Below are 13,438 nucleotides of genomic sequence, written 5' to 3'. Positions count from 1 at the left end.
TCCCCCTGCTCGTGGGCTTCCTATGCTGGCGCTACCTGGAACGGAGTGCCCTATGCGCCAGCTTGCCCCCTACGCCCTGATCTACCTGCTGGCGATTACCTGCGCCGCCGGCGTGGCGAGCCAAAGCCAGGCGGCAGACCCACCGTTACCGGTGCAGATCGGCTACCTGGGCTATCGCCCCGACCCGGGTCCGCTGTTGTCCAACGTAATTGGCGAACCGACTGACGCCGGCCTGCGCGGCGCCGAACTGGCGATCACCGACAGCAACAGCACCGGGCGCTTTCTCAACCAGAGCTACCACTTGCTCAGCGCCAGCGTCGTCACCCCGCAAGCCCTGCTGGACGCCGCCAAGGCCCAGCATGAGCAAGGGCTGCGGCTGTTTGTGGTCAACGCCCCGGCGTCCAGCCTGCGCCAGCTGAGCGCGGCATTGCCCGACAGCCTGCTGTTCAATGCCGGGAGTCCGGATGACAGTTTGCGCAGCACCGACTGCCTGCCCAACGTGCTGCACAGTCTGCCGAGCCGGGCGATGCTCGCCGATGCCCTGGGGCAATTGCTGGTGCAGCGAAAATGGCAGCGGGCCTTGTTGATCGTCGGCCCGACCGCAGACGACCAGGCTTATGCCGCCGCCCTGCGGCGCGCCGCCAAGCGCTTTGGCCTGCAACTGGTGGCAGAAAAGGCCTGGAGTTTCGACAACGACCAACGCCGCAGCGCCCAGGCCGACATGCCGCTGTTCACCCAGACCGCCGAGTATGACGTGGTGCTGGTGGCCGATGAGCGCGGCGATTTCGGCGAGTACGTGCCCTACCAGACCTGGTACCCGCGCCCGGTCGCCGGCACCCAGGGCCTGACTCCCGTGGGCTGGCACAAGACCGTGGAAACCTACGGCGCCGCGCAGCTGCAAAAACGCTTCGAGGCCCTGGCCGGGCGCTGGATGAACGACCGCGATTTCGCCGCCTGGATGGCCGTGCGCAGCATCGCCAGTGCGGTGAGCAAACTGCGCAACGCCGACCCCATGGCGATCCGCGAGCTGCAACTCAGCGACCAACTGCCGCTGGACGGCTTCAAGGGCCGCAAGCTCAGCTATCGCCACTGGAACGGCCAGTTGCGCCAACCCATCCCCATCGTGCAACCCCGGGCGCTGGTCAGCACTTCACCCCAGGAGGGTTTCCTGCACCCCTTCAACGAAATGGACAGCCTGGGTTACGACAAGCCCGAGGTCAGTTGCCGCTTTCCCTGAAATTGCCCACCCCACAACAAGAAGGTATCCGCCATGCGCCGCACCCTGCTCTCATGCGCCCTGTTGCTCGCCGCCGGGCACGCCGCGGCCAGCACCGCCTGGGTCTCCAACGAGAAGGACAACAGCCTGAGCCTGATCGACCTGCAGACCCTGCAAGTCACCGACACCCTGCCCGTCGGTCAGCGCCCTCGTGGCCTGCTGTTGTCCCACGACAATAAGCTGCTGTACATCTGCGCCAGTGATTCGGACCGGGTCCAGGTGATGGACGTGGCGACCCGCAAGATCATCAAGGAGCTGCCTTCCGGCAAGGACCCCGAGCAGTTCGCCCTGCACCCCAACAACCGCTGGCTGTACGTCTCCAACGAAGACGATGCGCTGGTGACGGTGATCGACACCGAGACCGCCAAGGTGCTCGGGCAGATCAGCGTCGGCGTCGAACCCGAAGGCATGGCCGTCAGCCCCGATGGCAAGTGGGCGGTGAACACCAGTGAAACCACCAACATGCTGCACTGGATCGACACCAGCACCCAGACCCTGGCCGACAGCACCCTGGTGGACCAGCGCCCACGATTTGTCGAGTTCTCCCCGGATGGCCAGCAGCTCTGGGCCTCGGCGGAAATCGGCGGCACCGTGACCATTCTCGAGGTGGCCAGCCGCAAGGTGCTCAAGACCCTGAACTTCCAGATCAAGGGCGTGCATCCGGACAAGGTCCAGCCGGTGGGGGTCAAGCTCAGCGCCGACGGCAAGTACGGGTTTGTCGCCCTCGGCCCGGCCAACCATGTGGCGGTGATCGACGCCAGGACCTTTGCAATCCTCGACTACCTGCTGGTGGGACGCCGCGTCTGGCAGATGGCGTTCACCCCGGATCAAAAACAATTGCTGGCCACCAACGGCGTCAGCGGCGATGTCTCGGTGATCGATGTCGACAGCCTCAAGGTCATCAAGTCGGTGAAGGTCGGGCGTTACCCCTGGGGCGTGGTGGTCACGCCATGAATGCCCTGGACGTCAGCGACCTGAGCTTCGCCTACGGTGCCCGCCAGGCGCTGAACCAGGTCGGCTTCAGTCTGGCACCAGGGCGTTTTGCCGCGTTGCTGGGGCCCAACGGCGCAGGCAAGTCGACCTTGATTGCCCTGCTCACCCGGCTCTACGACCTGCAGCGCGGCGAGATCCGGGTTGGCGGCCATTCATTGCGCGACCGCCCGCGTCCGGCGCTCAAGCAATTGGGCGTGGTATTTCAGCAAAGCACCCTGGACCTGGACCTCAGCGTCGAACAGAACCTGCGTTACCACGCTGCCCTGCATGGCCTGTCCCGGCGCCAGAGCAGCCAGCGGGTGGACGCCGAACTGGCGCGCCAGGGCCTGACCGAGCGCCGCAGTGAACGGGTGCGCGAACTCAACGGTGGCCACCGTCGCCGGGTAGAGATCGCCCGCGCCCTGCTACACGAACCGCGCCTGTTGCTGCTCGACGAAGCCAGCGTCGGCCTCGACCCGGCCAGCCGCCTGGCCCTCAACCAGCACCTGCGTAGCCTGTGCCGCGAGCAACAGTTGAGCGTGCTGTGGACCACTCACTTGCTGGACGAGGTGTCGCCCAGCGACGACCTGCTGATTCTCCATCAGGGTCGCCTGGTGGCCAGCGGGCAGGCCGCGGCCCTGAGCCTGGAACATGGCGGCGACCTTGGCGTGGCCTTCAACCGCCTGACGACCCTGGGAGCCACCCGATGAACGCCTACTGGCAATGCTTGCGCGGGATCGTGCTGCGCGAATGGCTACGGTTCGTGTTGCAGCGCACGCGCTTTCTCAGCGCCCTGGTACGCCCGCTGTTGTGGCTGCTGGTGTTTGCCGCCGGTTTTCGGGCGGCGCTGGGCATCGCAATCATCGAGCCCTACGACACCTACATCCCCTACGAGGTCTACATCATCCCCGGTCTTGCCTGCATGATCCTGCTGTTCAACGGCATGCAGGGTTCGCTGTCGATGGTCTACGACCGGGAAATGGGCAGCATGCGCGTGCTGCTCACCAGCCCCCTGCCCCGGACCTTCCTGCTGTGCAGCAAGTTGCTGGCGACCGCACTGGTTTCGCTGTTGCAGGTGTATGCCTTCCTGGCGATTGCCTGGCTGTACGGGGTGCGCCCGCCGGTGGCGGGTCTGCTGCTCGCCCTGCCGGCGCTGTTGCTGGTGGCGTTGATGCTCAGCGCCCTGGGGTTGCTGCTGTCCAATGGGATCCGCCAGCTGGAGAACTTCGCCGGGGTGATGAATTTCGTGATCTTCCCGCTGTTTTTCCTGTCGTCGGCGCTGTATCCGCTGTGGAAAATGCGCGACTCCAGCGAGTGGCTGTACTGGCTGTGTGCGGTCAATCCGTTCAGCCATGCGGTGGAACTGGTGCGGTTTGCCCTGTATGAGCGGTTCAACCCCCTGGCATTGGCGGTGTGCGCCGGGCTGACGCTGCTGTTCGGCCTGCTGGCGGTGCTGACGTTCAACCCGCAGCATGCAGCGTTGCGCAAGGCAGGTTAGGCGGTATTTGCCAGCAAAGGCGCAAAACTACTACTTTGGTACTGGTTTTCCTGTCTATCGTCGCATTCCCAAGGCACAACGTCTGGCATGTAATAGGTTCATAACGATAAGGACTGAACCGCTATGCTGCGTGCCTGCCATCGCCTGTTGCGCCCTCCTCTCACTGCCCTGTCGCTGTGCCTGCTGCTGGGCGTGGTCCACGCTGACAGCCCGCTGTTTTCTGCCCAGGGCTACCGTATCGGCCAGTACCGCAGCCCGACGCCTGACCAGGCGCCGGGCGCGAGTATTGTCGATACCGCCAGCCTGCAAACCCTGCTCGGCCAGACACCGCCTCCGCTGCTGATCGACGTCTACCGTCGGCAATGGCTGCATGAGCGTTTCATTGAAGACCAGCCCCACGAGAACCTGCCCGGCAGCCACTGGCTGGCCAACACCGGTGACGGCGATCTGAGCCCTGCCTGGCAGGCCTACTTTGCGCGTAACCTGCAAACATTGACCGCAGGCGATACCCGGCGTGCGCTGGTGTTTTACTGCCGCTCCGATTGCTGGCTGAGCTGGAACGCGGTAAAACGCGCCGCAGCCCTGGGGTATCAGTCGGTGTACTGGTACCGCGACGGCCTGGATGCCTGGCAGGCAGCAAACCTGCCCGTGACCCTGGCCCAACCGGAGCCCTTTCCCTGACGTTGCACCCTTGCGTGTTGTTGCCACACCATAATCAAAATAACGAGGTGAAAGGCTATGTACAAAATTCTGATTGCCGACGATCACCCACTGTTCCGCGAAGCCATTCATAACGTCATCAGCGATGGTTTTCCCGGCAGCGAGGTGATGGAAACCGCCGACCTGGACAGTGCCCTGGCCCTGACCCAGAGCCATGACGACCTGGACCTGATCCTGCTGGATCTGAACATGCCGGGCATGCACGGCCTCAATGGCCTGATCAACCTGCGCAACGAAGCGCCGACCATCCCGGTGGTGATCGTTTCCGCCGAACAGGACAAGCAGATCGTCCTGCAAGCCATTACCTATGGCGCGGTGGGGTTCATCACCAAGTCCTCGCCCAGGGCGCAGATGACCGAAGCCATCGAGCAGATTCTCAACGGCAACGTGTACCTGCCGCCCGATATCATCCGCACGCAAAAAAGCAGCAGCCAGCGGCGCATGAACGACACCCCGAGTTTCCCGCCGGAACTGCTCCAGGCTTTGACTCGCAAACAGTTGCTGGTACTCGAACGGATGACCAAGGGCGAGTCGAACAAGCAGATTGCCTACACCCTGGAAATCGCCGAGACCACGGTCAAGGCCCACGTCTCGGCCATCCTGCGCAAGCTCAACGTGCACAACCGGGTACAGGCGATCCTCAGTGCCGGGGACATCGATTTTGGCTCGTACCTGCGCCGCTGAGGCCCTTTGCGGGTTCGCGGTTGGGGCGTGTGGATCAAGATCAAGAGCTGCAGGCGAGCTAACACTCGGCCTGTTGAGTGGTAAGGGTGGGCGAGACGGCCTACCGGCCGGCCTGGCTTTTCCTGGTGTACGAATTTCCCATGAGCTAGCGCCCACAAGTTGGCTGTGGCGCATGCAAAATCTGCGAGCACCTCCAGACCCCCTGTGGGAGCGGGCTTGCCCGCGATGGGGCCGGCACAGCCAACATCGACGGTACCTGACCCACCGCTATCGCTGGCAAGCCAGCTCCCACAGGTTGAGTGGGTGTACCCAGAATCTGCGAACACCCAGAACCACTGTGGGAGCGGGCTTGCCCGCGATGGGGCCAGCACAGTCAACATCGACGGTACCTGACCCACCGCTATCGCTGGCAAGCCAGCTCCCACAGGTTGAGTGGGTGTACCCAGAATCTGCGAACACCCAGAACCACTGTGGGAGCGGGCTTGCCCGCGATGGGGCCGGCACAGTCAACATCGACGGTACCTGACACACCGCCATCGCGAGCAGGCTCGCTCCCACAGGGGTGGGAGCCGGGGTTCAGACGCTGATCGCGCCATCCACCAGGGTCTGGGCTTCTTGCACCAGTTGCTTGAGGTGATCGTCGCCAATGAAGCTCTCGGCATAGATCTTGTAGATGTCTTCGGTGCCTGAAGGACGGGCGGCGAACCAGCCGTTTTCGGTCATGACTTTCAAGCCACCGATGGCCTGGTCGTTGCCCGGCGCCTTGCTGAGGATGCTCTGGATCGCTTCGCCCGCCAGTTGGGTCGACTTGACCTGCTCCGGCGCCAGTTTGCCCAGCAGGGCTTTCTGTTCGGGGCTGGCCTTGGCGTCGACGCGCACGGCGAAGGGCTCGCCCAGCTCATCGGTCAGGGCACGGTAGGCCTGGCTCGGGTCGCGGCCAGTGCGGGCGGTCATTTCCGCGGCCAGCAACGCCGGGATCAGACCATCCTTGTCGGTGCTCCAGACGCCGCCATCCTTGCGCAGGAACGAAGCGCCCGCACTCTCTTCGCCACCAAAACCCAGGGAGCCATCGAACAGCCCGTCAGCGAACCATTTGAAGCCCACCGGTACTTCGTACAGGCGTCGACCCAGGCGCTTGGCCACGCGATCGATCAGGCCGCTGCTGACCACGGTCTTGCCCACGCCCGCATCGGCACGCCACAACGGACGGTTCTGGAACAAGTAGTCGATGGCGACCGCCAGGTAGTTGTTCGGCGCCAGCAAACCACCGGAGGGGGTGACGATACCGTGGCGGTCATGATCCGGGTCGCAGGCAAACGCGACGTCGAAGCGCTCCTTTAGGCCGATCAGGCCCTGCATGGCGTGGCTGGAGGACGGGTCCATGCGAATCTGCCCATCCCAGTCCACCGACATGAAGCGGAACGTCGGGTCGACCTCGGTGTTCACCACTTCGAGGTTCAAGCGGTAGTGCTCGGCGATAGCCGACCAGTAGCGCACTCCGGCGCCGCCCAGTGGGTCGACGCCCAGGCGCAGATTGGCCCCACGGATTGCGTCGAAGTCGATCACATTGATCAGGTCGGCGACATAGGTATTGAGGAAGTCATGGCGATGGGTGGTGCTGGCCTTGAGCGCCTGCTCGTAGCTGATGCGCTTGACCCCGGCCAACTGGTTGGCCAGCAGCTCGTTGGCCTTGGCTTCGATCCACTTGGTGATGTGGGTATCGGCCGGACCACCGTTGGTAGGGTTGTACTTGTAGCCACCGCTTTGCGGCGGGTTGTGCGACGGCGTAATGACGATACCGTCGGCCAGGCCCGAAGTGCGGCCGCGGTTGTAGCACAGGATCGCGTGGGAAATGGCCGGGGTCGGGGTGTATTCGTCATTGGCGGCGATCATCACGGTCACGCCGTTGGCTGCCAGCACTTCCAGGGCGCTGGCACCGGCCGGCGTCGACAGCGCGTGGGTGTCGATACCGACGAACAATGGGCCGTCGATGCCTTGGGCCTGGCGATACAGGCAGATCGCCTGGCTGATCGCCAGGACGTGCCATTCGTTGAAACTCAGCTCGAACGAGCTGCCACGGTGCCCGGAGGTGCCGAACGCAACGCGCTGGGTCGCCACCGAGGCATCGGGCCGACCGGTGTAATAGGCTGTTACCAGTCGCGGGATATCGACCAAGAGCTCTGCTGGTGCCGGCTTGCCCGCAAAAGGACTGAGTGTCATGCAAAACCTCTGAAAAAGAGTGGTTCAGGAATAGGCAGGGAGTTTACTGGCAGTTTGACTATAGAGCGACGATATCTATCCGCGCCAGGTCAGGATTATTTGCCCCTCGACTACTCCATCAACTCCAGCCTCAGGGCATCGCCGAGCATCGCCATGGTCGTGTCCAGATCGTGCTGGCCATTAAACGCATGGCTCAGTCGCACATGCTGCGAATGCAGGCCATGCAGGCTGAACAGCTCCCCCGGGGCAATCACCACACTCTGCTTGAGCATGCGCTGGAATACCCGGCGCATATCGACCGGACGCAGCGAGCGGGCCCAGAGGGTCGCGCCACCCGCCGGCTCGACGAAGTCCAGCGCATCACCCAGGCGCTCCTGCAGCAGCTGCACCATGCGGCTTTTGCGTTCACTGAGCAAGCGACGCAATACCAGCAGGTGCTGGTCGATGCGTCCACTGCTGTACAGCCGGGCAATGGCTTTCTGGCGGATCGGTGACAAGCGGAATGAGCGCAGCAAAAAGGTCCGCTGCAGTTCAGCGCTGAGCGGGCGCGACAGCAGGTAGCCGTAAGGCGCCTCGGGCCCCATGAGCTTTTCGAAGGTCGAAAACACGATCAAGCGCTCGGGATCGAGCAGGTCGCGAAAGCGCAACTCGTTCGGCTCGTGCCCGAGCTCGCCGTAGACATCATTCTCCAGGACCCAGCAACCGTGCTCCTGCAACAGGTGCGCGATGTCCTGGCGGTTGGCGGCCGGCATCAGGCTGCCCCTTGGCATGCTTACGCCGGAGGACAGCAGCACCAGACGCACTGTTTCGGTCGCCAACAGGTGTGCCAGCCATTGCGGGTCGAGCGAGCCATCCTCGCCGATCGGCAACTCGATAACCTGGACCCCGGCCGCCTGCAACAAGCGCAAGATCACCCAGTCACAGGGCGACTCCACCAGCACGGTGGCGCCCTTGAGCGCCAGCACCGCAATCAGGATCTCCAGCACGCCACGCAAATCGGCACCAATGTAGACATCGTCAGCGTGCCAGCAACGGATCGGTGATGTGGTGTAGCGCGCTGCCAACGCGGTACGCAGTTCCAGTTCGCCACAGGGTTGGGAATGCGGTTGCTGCTGGCTCGGATATTGGCGCACCAGTTCGCGCTCCAGCAGCAGTAACGGACTGTCCAGCGACTGCAGCAGGGCCGGCTCGTCGGTGCTCATCACCAACATGCCCGGACGCCTGGCGCTTACGTAGAGGGTTTCCAGCAGGTCATTGCCGCCGCAGAACGCCGCGTTCAGCGACACCGGCAAGGCGTAGTACCCGGACTTGGCCACCGAGTACACCCGCCCTTCCTTCTCCAAAAGCGAGTAGGCGTACTGGATAGTCGAAATCGACACGCTCAGGCGCTCGGCCAGTTGCCGCAGTGACGGCAGCTTGATTGGCGTCTCGGCCTCCATTTCATTGATCAGGCAGGTCAGGTAGCGGTACACCGCCTGATAGGCAAAGTCGCTCTCTCTCTGCTCTTTCATGGACGCAGGCCAATCGCAGCAAGGGTCAGGGGCCGAGCCTGGGGCAGACACGCCTGGGCGCAGGTGTCGCGGCCCATGTAGTTCGAATCAGTCAAACCAGGCTCCTCAAGGTCGCGCTGACAGAGCATTGAGCGCGTGCACCAAGGCCCCGCCACTGGAGTCCGCAACGCCGGCCTCCAGCACGGGACGCCGGCGATATAGCGTGCGCATCAGGTTGATCGGCAAGCCGCTGACATCCACCATCCAGTGCATCACCTGCTCCGGCGCGGCCTCGCCCTGCAATGCCTTGTGCAGCTCGCCAATAGCCACCAGCATGCCGGGATGGCAACGTCGCAGAAATCTCTCCAGACCCGCGCCCTGGCCGACAAAGGGCGCGAACAACAGGCACACCAGTTGCGCTTCGCACAGACCCAGGTTCTGCTGGAGTTCGGCGTTGGCCTCGATGCGCCGCTCGGCCAATGCCGGGGGATTGTCGTAAAGCGCCGAGGCCTGCTGGCAAACGGGCTCTGGTAGGCCTTTTTTACGCATGAGCAACAACCCGCGCTGCACGTACTGGGCAAATCCGCGCTCATACGGCTGGCCCTCCAGGTAGCTGGCCTGCAATCCACGACAATGGGCCGACAGCAGCGCGCTGGCGTAGTCGTTTTCCCGCAGGGCCACATCCGCTTCCTCCGCCTGCAGGCCGAGGAATTCGTTGAGCAGCAGCCAGCGCTCTTGCGCGTTGCCCGTCACCAGGTCCTGGATATCGATAAAGGTGGTCCCGCGCCGCGCGTCAAAACCCGCCTGGGGTCGCCAGGCCACGGTTTGTTGCTCGGCATACAGCTCGCGGTAGCAATCGTTGTCCAGTTGTTCGAGGCTGCTCAGCAGGCCATCCATGCTCAGAGCCGGCTCTGCCAGCGTCGGCAAGCTGGCGCGCTGGGCTGCTCGCGCCAACCCGGCCAGGAACTGCCGCTGCTGACGTGCCGTTGCTCCGCCCACCAGCGCATCCACGCCACCCTGCCAGCGGCTCATCTGCCCATAAAATTCGCCGGTGGCCAGGTAGCCGTCATCACAGGCTTCATAAGGACTCTCCGGCTCTCGCGAATGGCCGAGCAACAACAGGCTGGTGCGATTCCATTCTCGGCCGGCGTCGGACAGCGCTGGTAAATGACTAAAGGGCAATACCTCACGGTTATCGACCATCAGCACCTCGACGCGCGGGTCATCGTAGACAAACAGCGCTGCATAGCTGCGGTGAATACTGTCCATGATCACTGGCGTCGTCGAGCCCATGCGCAGGGTTGCCACCCGCAGATGGAAGGTCGCTGGCGACCGGGCGGCGATGCTCAACTGCGCGGCACGCAGCAACGCCAGCGAGTAGCAGCTGTCCTGGCTACCGGAGTGGGCCAGCAGGACTTTGAAATGCTCGATTCTTTCCGGGCCGCCAGCCGCTACCAGTAAACGCTGGATCAAAAGTTGCAGTGCGGTGCGCTCTGCCCGGGAGAAGAAACTCAGCAGACGAGTCAGTACTTGGTGATAGACATTGTTCATCGCTGAATCATGCATGGTGCTCATCGTTATTTACCTGAAATTCAATAAGTCGGTATCAAAAGAACATCGCTCAACCGCTGTGGCAGTGATCAATCTCGATTGATTAGTGCGAGGTGTAATTATCGGCGATCGATGGTGGCGTTATGCCTTCGGCAACTATTTGACACTGTTGCCCTAACAGATTCAGCACGCCGGAAAGTTCGTCTGCGTGCGCCTGAATCAGGGGCTTTCTGGAAAATACGACAAGGCCTAGGACAATTCCGACAACTTCCCACAGACAATGAGTACGCAAAACCAAGAAGCCATAACCCGGCAAAAAATACGCAACTAGTAGTTAGCTGCGCTACTTGCCAAACACCAACGCCCTGCGTGGGCGAGCAATGCGCCCGCCACCCGACACTGTTAATAGCGCTGACTAAAACAAAAGGCTCAGCCATGACTCATTCCTTGAGATGAAAGTGATCATTCAATTATCAGGGCTTGGATATTGATTAGAAGATACAGATCACAGACAAAAACCAGTTCAGTTGCTGAACAGGCTGTTTATCAGGGGAGTGGGTACGGCGTTTACCTGGGGCCATAACGCAAAAGCCCGCTTTCGCGGGCTGTTTGTTGAGCGGATCTCAGGAGGGCTCGACCAGAATCGCCACTCGCTCGCGACACGGACACTCGTCCATATAGCGATGCGCCTCGACGAACTCGGCGAACGGGAAGACCCGGGTCTTGAGCGGCAGCAACACGCGGTCGGCGGTCAATTGGTTGATTTCGCGCAGTGCCCGTTGCAGCGCGGCCTGGTCCTGGACAATCCCCAGCTCCGGCTTGCCGGTGAAGTTACCGATGCAGTGCACGAAAAACTGAATGTTCTTCTGAAACGCTGCGCAGGCCGGAAATGGCGTCTGGTTGCCGCCTTGCAGGCCATACAGCACCAAGCTGCCCCGTGGCGCCAGGACGTCGCCCAGCAGCGACATCTGTGGACCGCCCAGGCCGTCGAACACCACGTCCACGCCACGATTGTCGGTGAGCTTGTTGATCTGCATGAGCAGGTCCTGCTCTTCGGTGACAATCACCTTCTCGGCACCCAGCGACAGCAGGTACTCACGCTCTTCGGCAGTCTTGGTCGCGGCAATTACCCGCACACCCAAAGCCTTGCCCAGTTGCACAAAGGACGGGCCGGCACAGTGGCTGGCGTCAGTCACTAGGGCAAACTGCCCGGGTTTGACCCGTGCCAGATCGGCGTAGGCAAAATAGGCGATCAGCAAGGGCGTGTAATGCACCGCCGCCTCGATCGGGCTCAGGACATCGGGATAACGGGTCAGCGCCGAACGCGGCAGCACGATCTGCTCGCCGTACACCGGGTAGTCATTGGGGCTTTCCGCCGGGAAGCTGGCCACCTTGTCGCCAACTACCAGGTCATCCACGCCTTCACCGAGGGCCGTGACCACGCCCGCCATCTCATGCCCCAGCCCGGACGGCAGCCGTGCATGGGACGATGCCAGGTTCTGCCGCCAGAGGATGTCATACCAGCTGACGCCTATCGCCTCGACACGCACCTGTACTTCACCGGGTGCCGGCAGAGCAGCCGCATGCTCTTCGCATTTGAGCACCTCGGCTGGACCAAACTTGTGAAAACGGATCGTGCGGGACATCGCAAACCTCGTCAAAGTAACCTCTAATGCCATGAACTTTATCCGGGCTTTGTGGCCAAGACCATCAGTGGCTATTAATAGTCGACATGCCTGTCATTGATTCCGCAGCTCCGGAAATCCGTCAATCAATCTAGAAAACCGAACCAGCATTGTGGGAAAAATGAATTACTCGGTGCAGAGTAACAGCCTTTCCCCGTAAGATTCATGCCGGTCATTGTTCTCATATGGCCGCTCTCGTCAAGCTTGCTGACTCTGCCAGGACTCCAGATGAATCGTAATGACCTGCGTCGTGTCGACCTGAACCTGTTGATCGTGTTTGAAACCCTGATGCACGAACGCAGCGTAACCCGTGCCGCCGAGAAGCTGTTCCTCGGCCAACCGGCCATCAGCGCGGCCCTTTCGCGCCTGCGGGGGCTGTTCGACGACCCTCTGTTCGTGCGCACCGGACGCAGCATGGAACCGACCGCCCGCGCGGTGGAAATCTTCGCCCTGCTCTCCCCAGCCCTGGACTCGATCTCCACGGCCGTGAGCCGCGCAGCCGAGTTCGACCCTGCTACCAGCACCACGGTATTTCGCATCGGCCTGTCGGATGACGTCGAATTTGCCCTGTTGCCCATGCTGCTCAAGCGCCTGCGCGCCGAGGCACCGGGCATTGTCCTGGTGGTGCGCCGGGTCAACTACCTGTTGATGCCCAACCTGCTGGCCTCAGGAGAAATTTCCATTGGCGTCAGCTACACCACCGACCTGCCGGCCAATGCCAAGCGCAAAGTGCTGCGCCGCAGCCAGCCCAAGCTGCTGCGCGCCGACACCGTGCCCGGTGCACTGAGCCTGGACGACTTCTGCGCCCGCCCCCATGCGCTGGTGTCGTTTGCCGGCGACCTCAGTGGCTTCGTCGATGAAGAGCTGGAGAAACAAGGTCGCAAACGCCACGTGGTGCTCGCCGTACCGCAGTTCAACGGCCTGGGCACCCTGCTGGCCGGCACCGACATCCTCGCCACCGTACCGGACTACACCGCCGAAGCCCTGACCGCCGCCGGCGGCCTGCGCGCCGAAAACCCACCGCTACCAACCCGCACCTTCGAGCTGCACATGGCCTGGCGCGGGTCCCAGGATAACGATCCGGGGGAGCGTTGGTTGCGGTCGCGGATTCAGATGTTTTTTGGGGATCCGGACAGTCTCTAGACGTCTTCTGGCAGGCTGTTCATTTGATCATTTTTGCCATTCCACGAACCATAGAGCTCCATTCACTTCCAGTGGATTGCTACATTGGGGGCATATCTGAGGGCATGCTTTGAATGGTTTGAAAACGATGCCTCCAGCCTAAGGCCAAGCAGGCTATTGATGGGGATAGCTCCGTTGGCTGACTCTCCAACATCCCCCC

11 protein-coding genes are annotated in these 13,438 nt (G+C 62.3%); 7 read left to right on the top strand and 4 right to left on the bottom strand.

Annotated features, from left to right (window positions below; genetic code table 11):
* Positions 1-52: 52 nt before the first annotated feature.
* From QMK50_RS26740 to QMK50_RS26715, 6 genes are all read left to right on the top strand, one after another.
* Positions 53-1,237, top strand: coding sequence for an ABC transporter substrate-binding protein (locus QMK50_RS26740; RefSeq protein WP_320334450.1), 1,185 nt, complete (start codon positions 53-55; stop codon positions 1,235-1,237).
* A 33-nt stretch (positions 1,238-1,270) separates the two neighbouring features.
* A complete protein-coding gene (locus tag QMK50_RS26735) occupies positions 1,271-2,230 on the top strand; it encodes a YVTN family beta-propeller repeat protein (RefSeq protein ID WP_159995737.1) in 960 nt (319 codons plus the stop codon).
* Positions 2,227-2,958, top strand: a complete 732-nt coding sequence (locus QMK50_RS26730; protein WP_320334449.1) for an ABC transporter ATP-binding protein — start codon at positions 2,227-2,229, stop codon at positions 2,956-2,958. The genes QMK50_RS26735 and QMK50_RS26730 overlap by 4 nt, the downstream gene beginning before the upstream one ends.
* On the top strand, positions 2,955-3,746 hold the full coding sequence (locus tag QMK50_RS26725) for an ABC transporter permease (protein WP_095168872.1): 792 nt from the start codon (positions 2,955-2,957) through the stop codon (positions 3,744-3,746). The genes QMK50_RS26730 and QMK50_RS26725 overlap by 4 nt, the downstream gene beginning before the upstream one ends.
* 123 nt (positions 3,747-3,869) lie before the next feature.
* Positions 3,870-4,427 (top strand): PQQ-dependent catabolism-associated CXXCW motif protein, encoded by a 558-nt coding sequence (locus tag QMK50_RS26720; protein WP_320334448.1) that lies wholly within the window; start codon positions 3,870-3,872, stop codon positions 4,425-4,427.
* 57 nt (positions 4,428-4,484) lie between these two features.
* Positions 4,485-5,150: a response regulator transcription factor gene (locus tag QMK50_RS26715; RefSeq protein ID WP_095168874.1), complete on the top strand. Its 666-nt coding sequence runs from the start codon at positions 4,485-4,487 to the stop codon at positions 5,148-5,150.
* A 576-nt stretch (positions 5,151-5,726) separates the two neighbouring features.
* On the opposite strand, the gene pgm is transcribed toward QMK50_RS26715, so the two are convergent.
* From pgm to QMK50_RS26695, 4 genes are all read right to left on the bottom strand, one after another.
* The gene (gene pgm, locus QMK50_RS26710) at positions 5,727-7,370 is read right to left on the bottom strand and encodes a phosphoglucomutase (alpha-D-glucose-1,6-bisphosphate-dependent) (RefSeq protein ID WP_095168875.1); all 1,644 of its coding nucleotides are present in this window, start codon (positions 7,368-7,370) and stop codon (positions 5,727-5,729) included.
* A 110-nt stretch (positions 7,371-7,480) separates the two neighbouring features.
* On the bottom strand, positions 7,481-8,881 hold the full coding sequence (locus QMK50_RS26705; protein WP_320334447.1) for a PLP-dependent aminotransferase family protein: 1,401 nt from the start codon (positions 8,879-8,881) through the stop codon (positions 7,481-7,483).
* Positions 8,882-8,986: 105 nt separating this feature from the next.
* The gene (locus QMK50_RS26700; RefSeq protein ID WP_320334446.1) at positions 8,987-10,435 is read right to left on the bottom strand and encodes a hypothetical protein; all 1,449 of its coding nucleotides are present in this window, start codon (positions 10,433-10,435) and stop codon (positions 8,987-8,989) included.
* A 599-nt stretch (positions 10,436-11,034) separates the two neighbouring features.
* Positions 11,035-12,057 (bottom strand): zinc-dependent alcohol dehydrogenase family protein, encoded by a 1,023-nt coding sequence (locus QMK50_RS26695; protein ID WP_159995725.1) that lies wholly within the window; start codon positions 12,055-12,057, stop codon positions 11,035-11,037.
* A gap of 267 nt (positions 12,058-12,324) precedes the next feature.
* On the opposite strand from QMK50_RS26695, the gene QMK50_RS26690 reads away from it, so the two are divergent.
* Positions 12,325-13,239, top strand: coding sequence for a LysR family transcriptional regulator (locus QMK50_RS26690; protein ID WP_166591581.1), 915 nt, complete (start codon positions 12,325-12,327; stop codon positions 13,237-13,239).
* Positions 13,240-13,438: the final 199 nt, after the last annotated feature.

Source organism: Pseudomonas sp. P5_152 (assembly GCF_033989915.1).
Classification (GTDB): Bacteria; Pseudomonadota; Gammaproteobacteria; order Pseudomonadales; family Pseudomonadaceae; genus Aquipseudomonas.
This window is presented reverse-complemented; position numbering and strand designations above follow the sequence as displayed.

Coding starts and splice junctions, on each gene's coding strand:
- QMK50_RS26740 (WP_320334450.1), top strand. CDS start 53: ATGCGCCAGCTTGCCCCCTACGCCCTGATCTACCTGCTGGCGATTACC.
- QMK50_RS26735 (WP_159995737.1), top strand. CDS start 1,271: ATGCGCCGCACCCTGCTCTCATGCGCCCTGTTGCTCGCCGCCGGGCAC.
- QMK50_RS26730 (WP_320334449.1), top strand. CDS start 2,227: ATGAATGCCCTGGACGTCAGCGACCTGAGCTTCGCCTACGGTGCCCGC.
- QMK50_RS26725 (WP_095168872.1), top strand. CDS start 2,955: ATGAACGCCTACTGGCAATGCTTGCGCGGGATCGTGCTGCGCGAATGG.
- QMK50_RS26720 (WP_320334448.1), top strand. CDS start 3,870: ATGCTGCGTGCCTGCCATCGCCTGTTGCGCCCTCCTCTCACTGCCCTG.
- QMK50_RS26715 (WP_095168874.1), top strand. CDS start 4,485: ATGTACAAAATTCTGATTGCCGACGATCACCCACTGTTCCGCGAAGCC.
- pgm (WP_095168875.1), bottom strand. CDS start 7,370: ATGACACTCAGTCCTTTTGCGGGCAAGCCGGCACCAGCAGAGCTCTTG.
- QMK50_RS26705 (WP_320334447.1), bottom strand. CDS start 8,881: ATGAAAGAGCAGAGAGAGAGCGACTTTGCCTATCAGGCGGTGTACCGC.
- QMK50_RS26700 (WP_320334446.1), bottom strand. CDS start 10,435: ATGAGCACCATGCATGATTCAGCGATGAACAATGTCTATCACCAAGTA.
- QMK50_RS26695 (WP_159995725.1), bottom strand. CDS start 12,057: ATGTCCCGCACGATCCGTTTTCACAAGTTTGGTCCAGCCGAGGTGCTC.
- QMK50_RS26690 (WP_166591581.1), top strand. CDS start 12,325: ATGAATCGTAATGACCTGCGTCGTGTCGACCTGAACCTGTTGATCGTG.